At 49.2% G+C, this 18652-nt stretch carries 17 protein-coding genes; 16 read left to right on the forward strand and 1 reads right to left on the reverse strand.

The genetic code is table 11. From position 1 onward, the window contains the following. The first annotated feature begins 3 nt into the window (after positions 1-3). The 9 genes from AC5FX6_RS07305 to AC5FX6_RS07345 all read left to right on the forward strand — a co-directional run bounded on the left by AC5FX6_RS07305 (position 4) and on the right by AC5FX6_RS07345 (position 14195). Entirely contained in the window at positions 4-1629 is a 1626-nt protein-coding gene (locus tag AC5FX6_RS07305; protein ID WP_493596369.1) for a RagB/SusD family nutrient uptake outer membrane protein, read from the forward strand. A gap of 74 nt (positions 1630-1703) precedes the next feature. Beyond that, complete coding sequence (locus AC5FX6_RS07310) at positions 1704-2744, forward strand: SusE domain-containing protein (protein WP_493596370.1); 1041 nt, start codon at positions 1704-1706, stop codon at positions 2742-2744. Positions 2745-2891: 147 nt separating this feature from the next. Beyond that, positions 2892-5360 carry a glycoside hydrolase family 31 protein gene (locus AC5FX6_RS07315; protein WP_493596371.1) on the forward strand — a complete coding sequence of 823 codons (2469 nt, stop codon included), beginning with the start codon at positions 2892-2894 and terminating at the stop codon, positions 5358-5360. A gap of 64 nt (positions 5361-5424) precedes the next feature. Further along, positions 5425-6999 carry an alpha-amylase family glycosyl hydrolase gene (locus tag AC5FX6_RS07320; RefSeq protein ID WP_493596372.1) on the forward strand — a complete coding sequence of 525 codons (1575 nt, stop codon included), beginning with the start codon at positions 5425-5427 and terminating at the stop codon, positions 6997-6999. Positions 7000-7020: 21 nt separating this feature from the next. Continuing rightward, on the forward strand, positions 7021-8196 hold the full coding sequence (locus AC5FX6_RS07325; protein ID WP_493596373.1) for an aldose epimerase family protein: 1176 nt from the start codon (positions 7021-7023) through the stop codon (positions 8194-8196). Positions 8197-8853: 657 nt separating this feature from the next. After that, positions 8854-11586, forward strand: coding sequence for an alpha-L-rhamnosidase-related protein (locus AC5FX6_RS07330; RefSeq protein ID WP_493596374.1), 2733 nt, complete (start codon positions 8854-8856; stop codon positions 11584-11586). Between the two features lie 113 nt (positions 11587-11699). Further along, on the forward strand, positions 11700-11948 hold the full coding sequence (locus AC5FX6_RS07335; RefSeq protein ID WP_493596375.1) for a hypothetical protein: 249 nt from the start codon (positions 11700-11702) through the stop codon (positions 11946-11948). Between the two features lie 73 nt (positions 11949-12021). Continuing rightward, a complete protein-coding gene (locus AC5FX6_RS07340; protein ID WP_493596376.1) occupies positions 12022-12927 on the forward strand; it encodes a LysR family transcriptional regulator in 906 nt (301 codons plus the stop codon). Between the two features lie 62 nt (positions 12928-12989). After that, complete coding sequence (locus AC5FX6_RS07345; RefSeq protein ID WP_493596377.1) at positions 12990-14195, forward strand: threonine synthase; 1206 nt, start codon at positions 12990-12992, stop codon at positions 14193-14195. Between the two features lie 8 nt (positions 14196-14203). On the opposite strand, the gene AC5FX6_RS07350 is transcribed toward AC5FX6_RS07345, so the two are convergent. Next, positions 14204-15010 (reverse strand): DUF1206 domain-containing protein, encoded by an 807-nt coding sequence (locus AC5FX6_RS07350; RefSeq protein WP_493596378.1) that lies wholly within the window; start codon positions 15008-15010, stop codon positions 14204-14206. Between the two features lie 163 nt (positions 15011-15173). Here AC5FX6_RS07350 and AC5FX6_RS07355 point away from each other — a divergent pair, with 163 nt between their 5' ends. From AC5FX6_RS07355 to AC5FX6_RS07385, 7 genes are all read left to right on the forward strand, one after another. Continuing rightward, positions 15174-15548, forward strand: a complete 375-nt coding sequence (locus AC5FX6_RS07355; protein ID WP_493596379.1) for a methylglyoxal synthase — start codon at positions 15174-15176, stop codon at positions 15546-15548. Between the two features lie 79 nt (positions 15549-15627). Continuing rightward, complete coding sequence (locus AC5FX6_RS07360) at positions 15628-16071, forward strand: hypothetical protein (RefSeq protein ID WP_493596380.1); 444 nt, start codon at positions 15628-15630, stop codon at positions 16069-16071. A gap of 45 nt (positions 16072-16116) precedes the next feature. After that, positions 16117-16569: a hypothetical protein gene (locus AC5FX6_RS07365; protein WP_493596381.1), complete on the forward strand. Its 453-nt coding sequence runs from the start codon at positions 16117-16119 to the stop codon at positions 16567-16569. Positions 16570-16730: 161 nt separating this feature from the next. Beyond that, positions 16731-17048 (forward strand): hypothetical protein, encoded by a 318-nt coding sequence (locus tag AC5FX6_RS07370; protein WP_493596382.1) that lies wholly within the window; start codon positions 16731-16733, stop codon positions 17046-17048. 54 nt (positions 17049-17102) lie between these two features. After that, positions 17103-17492: a hypothetical protein gene (locus AC5FX6_RS07375; RefSeq protein WP_493596383.1), complete on the forward strand. Its 390-nt coding sequence runs from the start codon at positions 17103-17105 to the stop codon at positions 17490-17492. A 191-nt stretch (positions 17493-17683) separates the two neighbouring features. Then, entirely contained in the window at positions 17684-18049 is a 366-nt protein-coding gene (locus AC5FX6_RS07380; RefSeq protein WP_493596384.1) for a DUF2200 domain-containing protein, read from the forward strand. A gap of 42 nt (positions 18050-18091) precedes the next feature. Next, entirely contained in the window at positions 18092-18649 is a 558-nt protein-coding gene (locus AC5FX6_RS07385) for a helix-turn-helix domain-containing protein (RefSeq protein ID WP_493596385.1), read from the forward strand. Positions 18650-18652: the final 3 nt, after the last annotated feature.

The raw sequence follows: 18652 nt of genomic DNA on the forward strand, positions 1-18652 counted from the left end.
ATCATGAAAACTCTGAATTTCAGAAACATAAGAAACATAGCACTGGCAGGGGCCCTTTCTCTGACAGCTGCTTCCTGCGACCACAGCTTGGACATAGAGCCGAAGTACGATGTGGTTTCAGCTAACGTGTACCGTGACTTCGCCAACTACAAGAGCATCCTGGCTAAAATGTATGCCGGCTATGCGGTAACAGGTCAGCAAGGCCCTGCCGGTCGTCCGGACATCAGCGGTATCGACGAAGGCTTTTCAAACTACCTGCGTCAGTACTGGCAGGCACAGGAACTGTCAACTGACGAGGCGATCATTGCCTGGAACGACGGTACCCTGCGTGACCTGCACGACATGGACTGGACACCGGCCAACGAATTCCTGCGAGCGCTTTATAACCGTATCTTCTACCAGGTTTCGCTTACCAACGAGTTCATCCGCGAAACACAGGATGCCCAGCTAAGCGAGCGTGGTATTACGGGCGCTAACTTGGAAGAGGCGAAACGCTTCCGTGCAGAGGCCCGCTTCCTGCGCGCCCTGAGTTACTGGCATGCGCTTGACCTCTATGGCAACGTGCCTTTTGTGACGGAGCAGGACCGCGTAGGTTCTTTCTTCCCGGAGCAGACGACACGTGCTAACCTGTTCAGCTATGTGGAAAGCGAACTGCTGGCCATTGAGAATGAACTGGGAGCGCCGGGTTTTGAGTACGGCAGAGCCGATCAGGCTGCAGCCTGGACATTGCTTGCCAAGCTATACCTGAATGCAGAGGTATACACTGGTCAGGGCCGTTATGCTGATGCCGTGGCCTACTCCAGAAAAGTGATTGACTCAGGTCGCTACCAACTGGAGGCAGAGTATAGCCACCTGTTCCTGGCTGATAACCATACCTCAAGTGAGATCATTTTCCCGATTACGTTTGATGGCATGCGCACCACTACCTGGGGCGGTATGACTTACCTGGTGCATGCGCCTGTAGGTGGCAACATGAATGCAGCGGCATTCGGCATCAACGGTGGCTGGGGCGGTTTGCGCACTACCAAGAACATCGTGGAGCTATTCCCAAGCACCAACGCCACTCCGGATGAGCGTGCCATGTTCCATACCGACGGACAGAACCTGGAGATCGATGACATCTTTACTTTCACAGACGGCTACCCGATCACAAAATTCAAGAACGTGAACAGAGCAGGCCAGGCGGGTTCTGACCCAAGCGGCAACCACCCGGATACAGACTTTCCGATGTTCCGTCTGGCGGATGTATACCTGATGTATGCTGAGGCTGTGTTACGTGGTGGTGGCGGTTCTACAACTGACGCCCTGAGTTATGTAAACCAACTGCGCACCCGTGCCTACACCAATGCCAATGGTACTGTCAGAGGCAACGGCGGCACGATCAGCCAGGGACAGTTGACGCTTGACTTCATCATCAACGAACGCGGACGTGAGTTAAAGTGGGAAGGTCACCGCAGAACGGACCTGATCCGTTTCAACAGGTTTACGTCGGCTACCTATGTATGGCCGTGGAAAGGTGCCGTTCCGGAGGGAAGGGGTGTGGAGGAATTCCGCAGACTCTACCCGATTCCAAGCACGGACCTGACTGCTAACCCGAACCTGACACAGAACCCGGGCTATACGCGATAATCTGAACAAACCGGAGGCTGGTCTTACACCGGCCAGCTTCCGGATAGATCAATCACATTTTGAAATCATCAAATATGAAAAGCACGATAAATAAGTTATTCATCCTGTGCCTCATGTCGCTGGTGCTGTTCTCTTGCGAGAAAGACGAAGAGCGACTGGTACTACGCCCGGGTGCTGTCCCTACTCTGGCTGCCACTGCCAATAGTGTAGAGCTGACACCTGATACCAAAGAGGAAGAGGCCATGACCCTGAACTGGACCGCCGCTGACTACGGCTACCAAGCAGCCGTTACCTATACCTTGCAGTTTATTCCGGAAGGTGGAGACTTTGCCTCAGCCAGAGAAATAGAAGCGACACCAGGCAGGCTGACCAGAACCTTCACTGTAGCAGAGCTAAATACACTGGCTTCACAACTAGGTCTGGCACCTAACAACGAAAGCACGGTGCAGGTACGGGTTGAGTCTTCCGTAGCTGATAATGTTACTCCTACTTACTCCAATGTCGTATCATTTGACGTGACGCCATTCCTTGACATCATCGAGTATGCATCGCTTTGGGTACCGGGCAGCCACCAGGGTTGGAACCCAGGCACTGCACCGAAAATATCGTCTGTGAATGACAACGGGGTGTATGAAGGCTATGTAAACTTCCCGGATGCACAAACCAATTTCAAAATTAACCCGGCACCGAACTGGGACAATGACTTTGGAGGTACCAGCAGCGGCAACAAAGGTACGCTTGTGGCAAAAGCCTCAGACCTGCAGGTAAACGGTGCTGGCTATTATTTACTTAAAGCCAATACCAACCAGATGACCTGGGAAGCCATCAAAACGACCTGGGGTGTAATAGGTGATGCGACTGGCAGCTGGGATAATGACAAGGATATGACCTACGATGCGGCAGAGCAGGTATGGAGAGCGACCCTTAACCTGTCAGTAGGTGAAATCAAGTTTAGAGCTAATGACGCTTGGAATATTAACTTAGGGGATGACAATGCCGACGCTCTTCTGGAATATGGAGCAGCCAACATCAAAATCGAAGAGGCTGGTCAGTACGAAGTGATCCTGAATCTCTCAAATCCGGGCAACTATACCTACTCCCTGATCAAGCAATAAGATGTGGAGCTCGCGCACAGACTTTTCTGAAGCATACTGCTGCGAACTGCATCATTAAACTCAGCAAACCCGGCAGGCAGCACCGCTTGGCCGGGTTTGCTATATAAAGACCTTTTGTTTTCAACCTTTCAGCAAAGATCTCCCCACATGAAGATTTTATACAAACCACTGGCTGCCCTCCTGCTGACCACGGTGCTATACCTGCCCTCCCATGCGCAGAACAGCCCCATCAGAGAGGTTGGCTCCGTGAATAATGTCAACATCTCCGGACAGAAAGTAAGCCTGACCACCGACCAAAACACCCACGTTGAAGTGACGGTTTATACCCCGACCGTGGTGCGCGTGCGCATGGACAAGCAGCCACTCGGCAAAGACTTTTCCTACGCCGTGGTTACGCAACCACAGCAGGCCAAAGTAAACATCACACAAAACGACAAAGAGGTTACCATCCTGACAGATTCGCTGCAGGCCCGCATTACCAAAAGTCCGTTCTCAGTCGCTTTCCTGACCCGCGATGGCAAGGTAATCAATCAGGACGAAGAGGGTCTGACTACCTCCTGGATCGGGGAAGAGGTGACCACCTATAAGAAAATGCAGAAAGGCGAGCGCTTCATCGGTTTGGGTGAGAAGACCGGCGGACTCGACCGCCGTGGCAGCGGCTATACCAACTGGAACACCGATGCCTATGCCTACACCACCGGCCAGGATCCGCTGTATACCACCTTTCCTTTTTACATCGGTATCCACAATGGCCTTAACTACGGCATCTTCTTCGACAACAGTTACCAGAGTGATTTCAACTTTGGGGCCAGTAACGACCGCTTCTCTTCGTTCGGGGCACAGGGCGGCGAGATGGATTACTACTTCTTCTACCACACCAAATTGGCCGACATCATCGGTAGCTATACCGGTTTGACAGGTCGCATGGAACTGCCACCACTCTGGAGCCTGGGCTACCAGCAGAACCGCTACTCCTACTACCCGGAAACAGAGGTATTCCGTATTGCCCAGACCCTGCGCGAGAAACGCATACCTGCCGACGGCATCACGCTGGACATTCACTACATGGATGCCTACAAGCTCTTCACCTGGGATAAATCGCGTTTCCCTGATCCTGCCGCCATGAACAAAAAGCTCAAAGACATGGGCTTCCGCACGACCGTAATCGTGGATCCGGGCATTAAGATTGAGGAAGGCTATGGCGCCTATGAACGTGGCGTGAAAGATGATGTGTTTCTGAAGTACCCCGACGGTAAATACTACTCTGGCGAGGTATGGCCTGGCTGGACGCACTTCCCGGATTTCACGAGCGAGAAAGGCCGTGAATGGTGGAAAAAAGAGATCAAATTTTTCGCCGACACCAACGTGGATGGCTTCTGGAACGACATGAACGAGATCGCCACCTGGGGTCAGAAAATGCCGAACAACGTGCTTTTCAGTTTCGAAGGCAACCTCACCACACACAAGCAGGGACGCAACGTGTACGGTCTGCAAATGGCCCGCGCCAGCTACGAAGGCGCTCGTCAGCACATGCCGAATAAGCGTCCGTTTATTCTCTCCCGTGCCGGTTACTCGGGTTCACAGCGCTACTCCGCCATATGGACTGGTGACAACCGCGCCGAGGACAGCCACATGCTTCTAGGTGTGCGTCTGCTGAACAGCCTGGGTGTAACAGGTGTCGCGTTCTCAGCGATGGACATTGGTGGCTTCACGGGCAATGCGCCAGTTGGCCTGTTTGCCCGCTGGATTCAGCTGGGAGCCTTTACTCCTTACTTCCGTAATCATACCGGCGTAAACACCCGTTCCGCCGAGCCCTGGGCTTTTGGAGAAGAGGTGACGGAAATTGCCCGCAACTTCATCAGCCTGCGCTACAAACTGATGCCCTACATCTACTCTAACATGTATGAAGCTACGCAGAGCGGACAGCCGCTCATGCGCACACTGGCCATCGATTATACCCACGATCCGCAGGTATACAACGGCGAGTTTGAGTCACAGTACCAGTTTGGAAAGGCCTTCCTGATCATGCCGTTTGAAAGCACCAAGAACTATGGCAAAGTATACTTCCCGCGCGGCAAGTGGTACGACCTCTGGACAGGTGAAGTAAAGCAGGGCAATCGCGAAGAGATGATCGGGGTGCAATACAACAAACTCCCGATCTATGTGAAGGAAAGCAGTATCATCCCGATGCAGTCGCTGGTGCAGCATACCGCTGAAATGCCAACCGACACACTTACGGTACACGTTTTCCGTGGCGATGTGAACAACAGCTTTGTGTACTACGAAGACGATGGCGAGAGCTACGACTACGAGAAAGGCGCCTTCTATAAGCGCACCATCTCCTATGACCCGCGCCGCAAGACTATTACGTTTGGCGATGTGGAGGGCAACTTCCAAACGAAGTTCAACCACGTAAAGGTCATGCTGCACGGATTCGATGCGAAGACCAGATTCCAGTTCAACGGCAAACGGACGAATGTGCAGGAGGATTTTGCTTCTTTCATCGACCCGGTTTCCCGTTTCGACCCCCAGGGCAGTGCTAACCCGCAGATCGGGTATAAGGTGCGCAGCATGGTCGTGCGTAACGACAACGGTCGCTTTACAGTCGGCTTTTAATTGATCAGGCCTCCACAGCATTTCAGTTCTGTGGAGGCTTCTTTCTTCCTCAAAACAAACAATCATGAAAAAACTCAACCTGCATCATCTGCTGCTTATACCTGCGCTATACCTGGCGACGGGCTGCAGCTCGACAAATCAACCGGAAAGCCAGCCTAATACTGCCGCAAGCGAATGGCCACGAAGCGTGAGCTACGAGATCTTTGTACAGTCCTTCTGCGACTCGGACAACGATGGCATCGGCGACATCAAAGGCATGACCTCTAAGCTTGATTATCTGGCTGAACTAGGTATAGAAGGCATCTGGTTGATGCCGATGAGCCCCTCTCCCACCTATCACAAATACGACGTGACCGATTATACCGGCATCCACCCGGATTACGGTACCATGGAGGACTTTAAAACCTTTGTTGAGGAAGCCCACAAGCGCAACATCAAAGTGGTGATTGACTTTGTAGTGAACCACTCCAGCAACCAGCACCCTTGGTTCTTAGAGGCGGCTAAAGATGAAAAAAGCCCTTACCGGGACTATTATGTGTGGGCCCATAAAGACGACCCACAGACTAAAGGTGAAGGCAAAACTACAGGCGATGACTCGCACAACGTGCATCAATGGCATGAAGTGAAAGGCAGCGACTACAAGTACTTCGGCTACTTCTGGGGTGGTATGCCTGACCTGAACTTCGATAATCCAAAGGTGCGCCAAGAGGTATACAAGATCGGTCGCTATTGGCTCGAGGACGTGGGCATAGACGGCTTCCGTCTGGATGCGGCCCGCCATATTTTCCCGGATGACAGACCGGCAGATAATCACCAGTTCTGGGAAGAGTTCAGAGCGGAAATGCAAAAGGTAAAACCTGATGTATACCTGGTGGGCGAGGTATGGGCCGAGGCCGATGTGGTAGCCCCTTATACCAAAGGCCTTCCTGCCCTCTTTAACTTTGAGATGAGCTGGAAAATACTCGATGCCCTGAAGACTGGGAACGGCGATTCACTGGCTATTCACCATGATCGTATCATCAACACTTATCAAAAGGTGAATCCGAACTTCATTGACGCTACCATCCTGAGCAACCACGACCAGAACCGCATCATGAGCGAGGTAAACGGCGACATGAACAAGGCGAAAGTAGCGGCGGCGCTTCTCTTTACATTGCCGGGTGCTCCATACGTTTATTATGGGGAAGAGATTGGGATGCAGGGCAAGAAACCGGATGAGCAGATCAGGGAGCCTTTCCTGTGGGATACCAAAGCCAACGACGATTGCCGTACCAGTTGGGTAACCCCCGAGTACAGCACCGAGCAAAATGTGAAGCCGATGGCACAGCAGGCACAGGACCCGAACTCACTGCTGAACCATTACAAAGCCTACATTCAACTTCGTAACAGCAGCAAAGCGCTGACGCATGGGGAACTGGAACCGGTGAATATGAACAACCGGGCTGTCAGTGCCTTTATGCGTTCTATGGACGATGAATCGCTCCTGATACTGCATAACCTGTCAAGCAAAGCGGTTAGTGTAACTATACCTGCCAGTTTGCAAGAACACAATCAACTGCTACACCAGCACAATGCCGCTAAATTAAATGGCAATGCCGTACAACTGCCGGCCTACAGCTCCATCATCCTCAGAAAATAGAATATGAACAGCAAAGAAACTATGCTAAAGCTCAAAGGCCGCCATACCTTGCTCTCCTTCGTACTAATTGGATGTTTGGGTATGGCAACCTTCACGGGCTGCAACGGCAATCCGGATCAGCCCGAACAAAGTTTGAGTACCCAAGAAGAGAATACCATGGAAATAAAATCCGAGCCTTTTGGCACTGCTCCTAACGGACAGGAAGTACAGCTCTATACCTTGACCAATGCCGAAGGTATGACCGTGAAGATCACCAATTACGGAGCCATCGTGACGTCTATCCAAACACCGGATCGCGACGGTCAATTAGGCGAAGTAGCCCTCGGCTTTGACAGTGTGGATGGGTATGTACCCAACGATCCTCACTTCGGTGGCATTGTGGGCCGCTACGCTAACCGCATCGCTGAAGGCAAATTTACTTTGGATGGACAAACCTATACCTTGGCTACCAACGATGCACCGAACCACTTACACGGCGGCATCACCGGTTTTGATAGAGTAGTTTGGCAGGCCGAACCCTTGCAGAAGCAAAACGCTATCCGGCTTACCTATGTAAGCAAAGACGGCGAAGAAGGCTATCCCGGCAACCTGACTGTGGTTGTCACCTATACCCTGACTGGCTTCAATGCCCTGAAGATTGACTACGAGGCCACTACCGACAAAGCCACGCCGGTCAACCTGACCAATCACAGCTATTTTAATCTGAGCGGAGGTAAGGAAAAGGACATCCTTAACCATATTGTGAAGATCAATGCCGATCAGTTTACCGCAACAGATAAGACGCTTATACCTACCGGCGAGCTAGCTTCTGTAAAAGGCACTCCTTACGATTTCACCTCGCCAACCCGTGTGGGTGAGCGTATCGAAAACCTGCAGGGCTATGGCTACGACCTAAACTACGTAGTGCGAAATGGTGGCGATAAACTGGTACACGCTGCTACTGTGGAAGACCCAAGCACCGGCCGCATGATGGAAGTGCACACGACGCAGCCCGGCATACAGCTCTACACGGCTTATCACCTGAACGGCACCCTGACAGGCCATAACAACACAACCTACAACCGCTACGCCGGCCTCTGCCTCGAAGCCCAGCATTACCCGGATTCTCCGAATCAGGAAAGCTTCCCTTCGTCGATCATCCGGCCCGGTGAGAAGTACAGCGAAACGACGGTGTATAAGTTTGGGGTGAAGGAGTAGTGTGAATCTGAATTTATGGAATTGCAGGATTATCATGCACGATTAACACATCCCTCCCCCTCTCTTCGTAGAGGGCCCCTACCCCCAGAGGGGAATCTTGCAATAAAAAATTCAGAAGCATAAATGGTGTCGTTAAGGTATAACTCTGCACGATTGTCATCCTTCTGTTCCCTTCGAAGGGGGCTTACCTGCTGTTGTGTGACAAGGACAAGGTTCGTGGTTTCTGATGCGGATGCCGGGTCATACCACCCCTGCCCCTCCTTAGCTAAGGAGGGGAGCCTGCAGTAGCTATTTTGTAGGTACAAGCACTGTAGTAACTGTCACGTAACACTGGCACACATTGAATGAAGTCCTTGCACGCGAGCAATAAAACAGATCACCTCAGCCAAGTGCACTTTAACGACGCTCCACTGTTGGGGGTGAAGGGGTCCCCCTGTCAAGAGCGTTCAGCGAGTGGGGGTAGGGGCCCTCGATTTGGAGCGTCTCGATTTTTTTGCTTACTGGGGTAGGGGCCCTCTATTTTTTCATCAAGGAAAAAAGTAAGGCCCGCCCGGCCAGGGCAAGCAATGAAACAATACACGTTGCTATACCTGCAACAGCCGCCGCTACGTCAGTTAAAAGCTGGCTAAGCGAAACTACAACCTTTTAAAATTAACTATGACTAAGTACACTTACATAAAAGCAGCAAGCTTAGCAGCACTACTAACTGCAACCGCCTGCAAAACACCTCAACCTGAAACCGGCACGACTAACGATACGGTCAGCACCGAACAGCCAATCTGGCAATCCCAAGCTTACAGCATTTACTCTGACCGCGTGGTGCAAGGTGACTACGTGGCGCAGGCGCTCTCCCCTACTGAAATCACCTCCAGCTACCAGAGCCCAGCCAACGAGTTTCAGTCCCCGGAGGTCCTGTTCAAGTTCAGCATCAACAGCAAGGACAACGAAATGCCGCCGGGTATGGACCACCAGTTCATCTGTCTCGCTGAAGAAGGCGGAAGTTGTGAGACCCCGATCATCAAGTTCGGACAACAACTCAAAGCCACTGAGCCAGCACCTGCCAAAGCCTTTCTACCACCGAACACGCCGCTGACGGTAAGGGTGGATATGCGTGAAGTGTTGAATGCTTTTGAGAAGCAAGGATTTTATACCGCTTACAACGGCAGCAAGGTATACAAAGACGATTTCAAGGGTGTTTACATTGCAGGCAACTCCTCTCCCCTCACGTGGGATTTTGACAACCTGGCGAGCCGGGAAGGAATGGAATTGGAAGACCCGGATGGCGATGGCATTTACGAGGTGACGCTGAGCATGAATGCACACCAGGAGGAAAAGCAAATTGCTTCTCACTGGAAACTGAGTCTGCCAATCCAAAAGTATCCGCAGTACAGCTCCGACTATGTACTGACCGACGCGCTTTACAACATGACGCTGGAGGAAGTGGTGAAAAACATCGAAGAAGATGGCACCTTCCGGACAGGGAAAGAATGGGCCGGCGTTTGGACCCGCGACATCAGTTACAGTTTGATACTGGGACTGGCGGCCATTGAACCGGAAATAGCCCGCAAGAGTCTGATGCGCAAAGTAAAGAACAAACGCATCATCCAGGACACGGGAACGGGTGGTGCCTATCCGGTATCGACGGACCGCATTGTGTGGGCTACGGCCGCATGGGAGATCTACACTGTGACCGGCGACCAGAACTGGCTGCGCGAGTCCTACGAGATCGTACGCAACTCCATGGAAGACGACTTGCTCAACGCTTTTGACCAAACAACGAATATGATGCGCGGTGAGTCTTCTTTCCTGGACTGGCGTGAGCAAACCTATCCGAAATGGATGCAGCCAGCCGACATCTACGCTTCACAAAACCTGGGCACCAATGCCGTGCACTATCAGGCCAATGTGCTGTTGAGCCAGATGGCGACGATGCTAAATGACAAACAGGCCGCTGACAGGTATAGCAAATTGGCTGAGCTCATCAAGCAAGGTATAAACACGCATTTGTGGCAGGAAGATAAGGGATATTACGGGCAATACTTGTACGGCCGCAACTACCTGTCGCTTTCCCCAAGGGCTGAGGCGTTGGGTGAAGCACTGACAGTGCTGTTTGGCATTGCTGATGCCGAAAGAGCGAAGAGAATTGTGGCCAATACACCGGTATACGAGTTTGGCATTCCGAGCATTTTCCCGCAGATTCCGAACATTCCGCCTTACCACAACAACGGCATCTGGCCTTTTGTGCAGGCCTACTGGACATTGGCAGCCGCTAAGACCGGTAACGAAACCGCTACCGAGGAAAGCCTGAATGCGATTTACCGCCCCGCCGCTTTATTCCTGACTAATAAAGAGAACTTCGTGGCCAGCAATGGCGACTACGCGGGCACGCAGGTAAACTCCGACCGTCAGCTCTGGAGTGTGGCCGGATACCTGGGCATGACCTACAAATTACTTTTCGGTATGGATTTTCAGGCAGACAAGCTGGTGTTCAAACCTTTTGTGCCGGAGAGTTACAAAGGCAACCGCCGTCTAACGAATTTCAGGTATAGAAATGCAGTGCTCGATATCGAGATGCAGGGCTTTGGCAACAGCATCCGTAGTATCACGTTGGACGGTCAGCCACTGGAAGGTGCCGCTATACCTGCCAGCCTCAGCGGCCAGCATAAGGTGCAGATCGTGCTCGCTGACGAAATAAGCGACAAAGGCAGCCAGAATAAAGTAGCCCACCACGTAACCCCTCCTACCCCAACTGCCACTTTCGCCAATGGCAAATTCAGCTGGCAGCCGGTAGAGGGCGCAGTGAACTATACCGTGCTCAAAAACGGTAAGCCCCTGCAGGAAACCACCGAGACAGGTATAGCCGTGCAAGCGGATGGGTACGCTGAATATCAGGTGATCGCGACCGATGCAGCAGGTTTTGGCTCTTTCGCCAGTGAGCCGATTCCGGTGTATGCCAAGTCGCTGGAACAGGTATACGAAGCTGAGACGGTGGCTAGTCCAGCCAAACAACCTTACAAAGGCTTCACAGGCAAGGGCTTCGTGGAAGTGAGCAAAAAGGTGAATACGACCATTAACTTCAAAGTAACCGTGCCACAGGCAGGCTTGTATGCCATCGACTTCCGCTACGCCAACGGTAACGGCCCGATCAACACTGACAACAAGGCGGCCCTTCGCACTTTGAAAAAAGCCAATGCATTTGCGGGCACTGTTGTGTTGCCGCAGCGTGGCATCGGCGAGTGGAGCGACTGGGGCTATACCAACAAGGTATGGGTGCAGCTCGAGAAAGGCACTAACCAATTGTCACTAACCTTCGAGCCGGCTAACGAGAACATGAACGGAGAGATCAACCAAGCCATGATCGACCACCTGCGCCTGATTCGGGTACAGTAGCATCAATCAATTGCAATAAGATGCCCCGGTCTGAATCCAATCAGGCTGGGGCTTTGTGTTTTAGTGGCATCTTCTTCCTCTAAAATGAGTATAGGGTATACCTTAAATTACGAATGATGACGCAACGAGAAGTTACCGATAGCGAAAATACCAACTGGACCTGCGTACAGGCCTATGGCTCCCTATCCAAGGAAAGCGCTGAGAAGGCAGCAGAACTGGCAGAAGAAACAAACGGCGATGTGACAGTGGTCTGCACCCCGAGCGGTGGCGCTCAGACTGTGCGGCTGCAATTGCCGAAAGACTGGATGGATACTGTATCAGACGAAGAGTTGGTAAAACAAATCACCGCTTCTCAGAATTAATTCCCGACAGCGTTTACCTGCTACCAAACAACAAGGCAATTCGTTATACTTGCAGGTACACACTTATACAGGTATGCTCTCTCACAGGCACGAGATTTTTATGGAAGTGGCAAGGTTGCTTAGTTTTACAAAAGCCAGCCAGACGCTTTTTATCAGCCAGTCCGCCATCAGCAAGCACATCAAGGCGCTGGAGGAGTTTTATAAAACTGGCCTCTTTGAGCGACTCGGTAACAGTGTGGTCCTTACCCCCGCCGGCAAGCTACTGTATACAAAGCTCTTGACTGCCAAACAGCTGCAGCACGAGTTATACCAGGAATTCAAGCAAGTCAGCGATAACTTCTCCCCGCAGGTAAAAATGATCCTGGGTGCCAGTACTACGATCTCTCTCTACATCCTGCCACCGGTGCTTTCGGCCTACTTACAGAAGAATGCCAATGTGCAGCTTGATCTCAAGAACCGAAACAGCGAGAACATTCTCAAAGCACTGCTCGACCATGAAATAGACTTGGGCATTGTGGAGGGTATCAACAAGGTAAGTAACGTCACTTATACTCCTTTCCTGACAGACGAAGTGATTGCCGTGTGTTCATCCCGCAATCCGCTCAAAAAGCAGCAGTTGGAGGTGCGTGACCTGTATGATATTCCGTTGGCACTTCGCGAACGGGGATCAGGTACGCTGGCGGTGCTGGAACATGCGCTGGAGCAGAAAAAAGTAAAGCTACAGGACCTGCCTATCAGAATCAGGCTTGGTGGTACAGAAGCATTGAAAAACTTTGTGCGAGTCGACACCTGCCTTGCCTTTTTGCCGCGACAGGCAGTGCTCAAAGAGCTACAGTCGGGGGAACTGGTGCAGGTGCCTATCACGGGACTCACTATCAAACGAAGCTTTAACTTCATTCAGCGTAAGGGCACTGAAAACAATTTCCCATACAAAAATTTCATTCAGTTTACGAAGCGTCATTATTCCATTTTGGAATAGGCCATTATATATCTCTATTTTGTTCAGTCATATCAGTTGTGCTATTTGCCGTAAATACTGATATGGAAACGTCCCTTCAACCTTTGCTGAGCCACCTTAGCACCCTGACTTGCTCGAGTTGTGGCAAATCTTATTCTCCTTTCGAAAAACAGACAGTTTCACCATGCTGTCAACTGCCGTTACTAGCTGACTATACGCTTGCCGATTCCTTTAGCAAAGAGGCGCTGCAAAATCGGGTAGGTACCATGTGGCGCTACCTTGAAATGCTGCCTGTGCTGCACGAAGAGAACATTGTAAGCCTCGGCGAAGGCTTTACCCCGATTCTGCAACTTGCTAATCTGGCAAAGAAATATGAATTAAGCTCACTGCAGCTGAAAGACGAAGGCCAGAACCCAACCGGCTCCTTCAAGGCCCGCGGACTGAGCATGGCCATTTCCAAGGCGAAAGAACATGGTGCGGAGGGCTGCATTATACCTACGGCCGGTAATGCTGGCGTTGCCATGGCTGCTTATTGCGCCAAGGCAGGTATGCGGGCCGTGGTGGTAATGCCACGTCATACCCCAAAAGCTTTTCGGGATGAATGCTACTGGTATGGTGCCGAGGTGGTGCTCGTGGATGGCCTGATCAACGACTGCGCAGCCAGGGTAAAAGAACTCAACAGCAAAGGCGAGTTGCTGGATGTGTCTACCCTGAAAGAGCCTTACCGACTCGAAGGAAAAAAGACCATGGGCTATGAAATAGCAGAGCAAGGCAACTGGCAACTACCAGACGTGATCCTATACCCTGCGGGCGGTGGCACCGGACTGATCGGTATCTGGAAAGCCTTTAAGGAAATGAAGTCAATCGGATGGCTGCCCGAGAATGCCAAACTACCTCGTATGGTAGCGGTGCAGGCCGAAAACTGCCGCCCGCTGGTAGAGACTTTCTACGGCAGGCAGGCCAATGCCCAAAACTACGTGGGCAAGCCTACCATTGCCAACGGTCTTGCCGTGCCGCGCCCGTTGGGTGAGCAACTGATGCTTCAGACATTGCAGGAATCCGGCGGAACGGCTATCAGTATCACGGAAAGCGAAATGGTAACAGGACTAAAAGAGCTTGGTGCCAACGAAGGCCTTTTTGTAGCGCCGGAAGGAGCCGCAGTATGGATGGCAACCCGCAAACTAGTAGACATCGGCTGCATATCACCAGACGAAAAGATACTCTTGCTCAACACAGGTTCCGGACAGAAATACATGGAGAACTTATCGGATGTGTTTTCGCAGGATTAAGCGCAGCCTTATCCTTCCCTGAACTTGTAATACACACTGAAAACGAACATGAAAAAGCCATAGCAAACCGTACCTACCGCTACCAAAAAGAAAGCACTGTCACCTATTGTACCTCCTCCTATAAAGTCGAAGGCTGAATCAGTATCACCGACTGCATCTTCGTCCTGCTTAAAGGCGCCGCGCAGCAGGAAATAACCTAGCACCAGGAGAATGATGCCGCGTGCAAAATATCCCGCCCATGCCATGGTATGGATGATGCGTTTCTTATACGTTTCCAGTTCCTCCAGATGCAGGCGCTTGTTGTAGGCTCCCTGCATTACAAACAGGAACTGAGCCAGCCCCGTGAGCATGGTCACTACTCCAGCGGCTCCAACCAGCCATGGCCCTGCATCCCAGGCCAGTACCCTGGCTATCATCAGCTGTTGTTCTTCTTCGCTGTTTCCCCCACCTCCGTTCAGCACTTCGTAAGCGGAATAGGCAATAAGTCCATAGCCTATTCCGCTTAAGGCAACCCCTACCCTTTTGGCTATCCCTTTCAGATCACTTCCATATTCATAAGGATCGGTCAGCGCCTCGAATATCCGCCAGACGATATAGCCAACCATGCCGATCAGCACTATCCAGACCAGCACTTCTCCTAGTGTATATTCAAGTAAATAATCCATGGCACGCTCTTCATCGGCATCATCTTTTGACCTGCCAAACAGAGACAATATCGCCATGCAGCCAAGCAACACATACACCATACCGATGGAAACACAGCCGTAACGGGCCAATATGTAAGCTGCTTTTCTGTACTTATGGTCTACAGTCATGGGTATTGTTTTGTGGGCTGGATTTATTTTAAGGCTTATATGAATGCGTTAAGATTGTGTAAAGAATGAAATCTTTCCGGCATGGGTCGTGGCTATTTATAAGGAAAACACTATCTTCACTAACACCATTAGCCAGATCTTTTCATCCTATACGGCATACCTTATGACAACTATCGCTTTAATTGCCCACAACAACAAGAAAACCGAACTACTGAACTGGGTAAAAGAGAACCAGCAGGCCTTGCGCCAATACAAACTGATCGGGACGACCAACACCTCCAAACTTATCAACGAGCTGCTGGACATGAATATCGAACCCTTCGGACACGGCCCCAGCGGTGGTGATATTTTATTAGCTGCCCGCCTGCTACAAGGTCAGATCCAGAAGGTGATTTTCTTCATCGACGTAGAAACCCCGCACGGCCACGAGCACGATATCCAAACACTGATCCGCACCGCAGTGCTAAACAATATTCCTATCGCATTGAATAAGGCATCGGCTGATTTGATTGTATTGGAAAGAAAGGAGTCGGTATAAATCTATAACTCCAACTCCACATATAGTGCAGATAGTAGGAGTAGGTACTCCTGCTATACGCTAGTTGTTCCACATTGCAATGAATTATAAAAAGCTAAATATTGATTGGAATGCTGAGCCAAACGCCCCCGAACCGAAGCTGGCGGTTAACGGCAGTCAAGTTAGCCTTAGGTTTTATCTCAACTCATTCGTCTTCGACCAAACTGAAGAAGATGAAGAGGGTGAATTAACTTTTTTTAACTGCCATATATACAGCTTCAATAGTTGTAACGATGAAGGGTACCAACAAGGACAGTATAGATATTCAAATGAACAACTACCTTGGGGGGAATTCTACCTACTGCAAACTAATTGGAAGGATGAATTCCCAGCGGGGTGCCCAGTCCTAAGTGAGGTAGTTGAAGAAAGTAAAATGAAGCACTTCATCTTCTTTTTGCGAGACAACACTTTTGAATGTGTTGCAGGAGGCTATGAATTCAGGTACCTAAACACAAAAACAACGCAGGCACAACAAAACCTATAGTGCATGAACGCACCATAGCCAAGCCGTTATACTTAATTTCAATTCATGGGAAAAACTTTACTCCTAATACTGGCTTCCCTCATAGCTTTAAGCTGCCAACCTAAACTTGACAATAGAATGACCAATAAAGAGCATCAATTTAAAGAAGGACAAGTTTGGGAATACAAAACAAGGGTGGGTGAAGAGTCCTCAAAAGTAACAATTCTGAAAATTGAGGAATACCCAAAGGACCAAGTGGTAGTACACATTGCGGTAGACAAGGTAAAAATAAAGAGCCCAACAAACGAAGATAGTACTATAACTTTTATTGAGCACCTACCATTTGATTTGGTGGCGCTGGAAAAAAGTGTGACAAAGAAGATAATAGATAATCAGCCTATACTTGATTTCAAAGATGGGTACGAGGTATGGAAACTGTTCTTTGACGAGGGAGACGCTGGTGTATTCTCAACTTCTGTTAAAGAAGCCGTTGCATATACTGAAGAAACAATGGAGTAGAAGTATTAAAAAACATAGTATAACCCAGCGCAGGCTCCACACTCGGCTACACCTGGTTCGCAGCCTGTACTAACCGTTTTATGACATTTAAAATATAAAATTTAGGCTTCAAAAACGACTTGCACCTTCTCCTGATAAAACAAGCGAAAAATTAAATCAAGATGTTCCATATAGTTATTCACTGTCAGCCCAAAAAGGGAAACGAAGAGTTCTTTGGAAAAGCAATTGGAGCTTATGCCTCAATCTTACTTGACTATAAAGACTATAATGGAGCTATGGAATTATCGAAATATTATGTGGAAGAGAATGGTTGGGAAATCTTAAATATAGAAGACGAATATTACACTTTCGAAGACAAAGAAGATTTACCAGTTGACTATCAACAATATTTCGATGAATTGGGTGAGTATGGATATTCTTTAATATTTAATACTTATGACGAAAAAGAAGAAAAAAACGACACACAACAAAACCTATAGTGCATAAACGCACCATAGCAAAGCCGTTGGCACTTATTTAGAACATGAAAACTAATGGTACTTTTTGATTATATCTATTTTAGACTAGCAAAATTTTTTTTCAAAAAGGACGGAACAGCAGCTCATAGAGCAAACGCTTTATTAACTATTATGCAAATAGGTCTCCTGCTTGAATTCTGTACTGTGCTTAACCGTTATCTGCTTCATTTTGATGTATCAAAGCCTAACATAGATTTTAGAATTTTAGCAGCTGGCCCTGTTTTACTGCTAACGGCCTATAATAACTACAGGTACAAGCATAAATATCTGATTTTTAGAGATAGATGGTATGAAAAATCAACTGCGTATGTGATCAAAGGTATATTAGTCATTTTAGCTCTCCTGTTTCCATTCATACTGCTTTTTATAATAGTTGATAATCCACTTTTTAACAGGATTCTCTAAGGAATAATAAGCAAAACATCTGCTAACAAATGGTAAGACTCATCTGATAAGTAGTGTTGAAGAGATAGAGGAACTAGGTTATGTAAGGGTATAAAGATTACATTCAATGCTGATCCGATAGGAAAAATATCAAAGAACGATAGTTGGCGATAAAACATTAAAAAAAGAGCGATCAGAATGATCAAAACAGCATGAAAACAACCCCAGAACACGATGACCGAATGGCTAAAATGATCTTTGCATCGGTATATCCCTACTACGTCGCAAAGGTTGAGCGCAAAGGCAGGACAAGAGAAGAATTACATCAAGTAATTGAGTGGCTGACGGGCTTTGAAGAGAAAAAATTGCAAGAATTAATTGACGAGCGTGTGACCTTTGAAGCGTTTTTTTCACAAGCCAGCTTGAACCCCAATGCTCACCTGATCACAGGAGTAATATGTGGGTATCGGGTAGAGGAAATAGAAAATCCTTTAACAAAGCAAGTAAGGTATCTGGACAAGCTAGTGGACGAATTAGCGAAGGGCAAAAAGCTTGACAAGATATTACGACAGGTATAAAACCAAATTTAAAGGTACTACCTAATCTTTACCCTTCAACAAATGTCTAGACTACTAGCGCTCAGAGAAAAGGCAAACTTAACCCAGGAAGAGTTGGCTGAACTGTCGGGCATTTCTGTGAGAACCATCCAGCGGATCGAATCGGGTACGGCGCCCAAAGGCTATACCTTGAAAGCCTTGGCGAAGGCACTGGGCGTTGAGGAAAGCGCACTACTGGTCGGGGATGCTATACCTGACCAAACACCTATACCTGATCAACCAAATGTGACCTGGCTCAAGCTAATTAACCTATCCTCGCTGCCGTTCACCATTATTCCGCCAGCCAACATTATATTACCGCTGATCATCATGTTTGCCAGAAAACAGTTCACGCCACTTGCCAGGCAAATCGTATCAGTTCAGATCATGTGGACCATCCTATCCCCCATTATTTTCATGCTGGGTGCTTTCATGAAAAACTGGTTTGATCTGGGAAACAAATTTACCCTGGTCATAATGATCCTCTTAGTGCTGACGAATGTGTTTATCATCCTCCGGAACACAGCCGAGCTCGATAAAAACAAAAGCCTTTATATCAAATTGAATTTCAATATCATATAAGCT

It is taken from the genome of Pontibacter sp. LHS2, assembly GCF_058932845.1.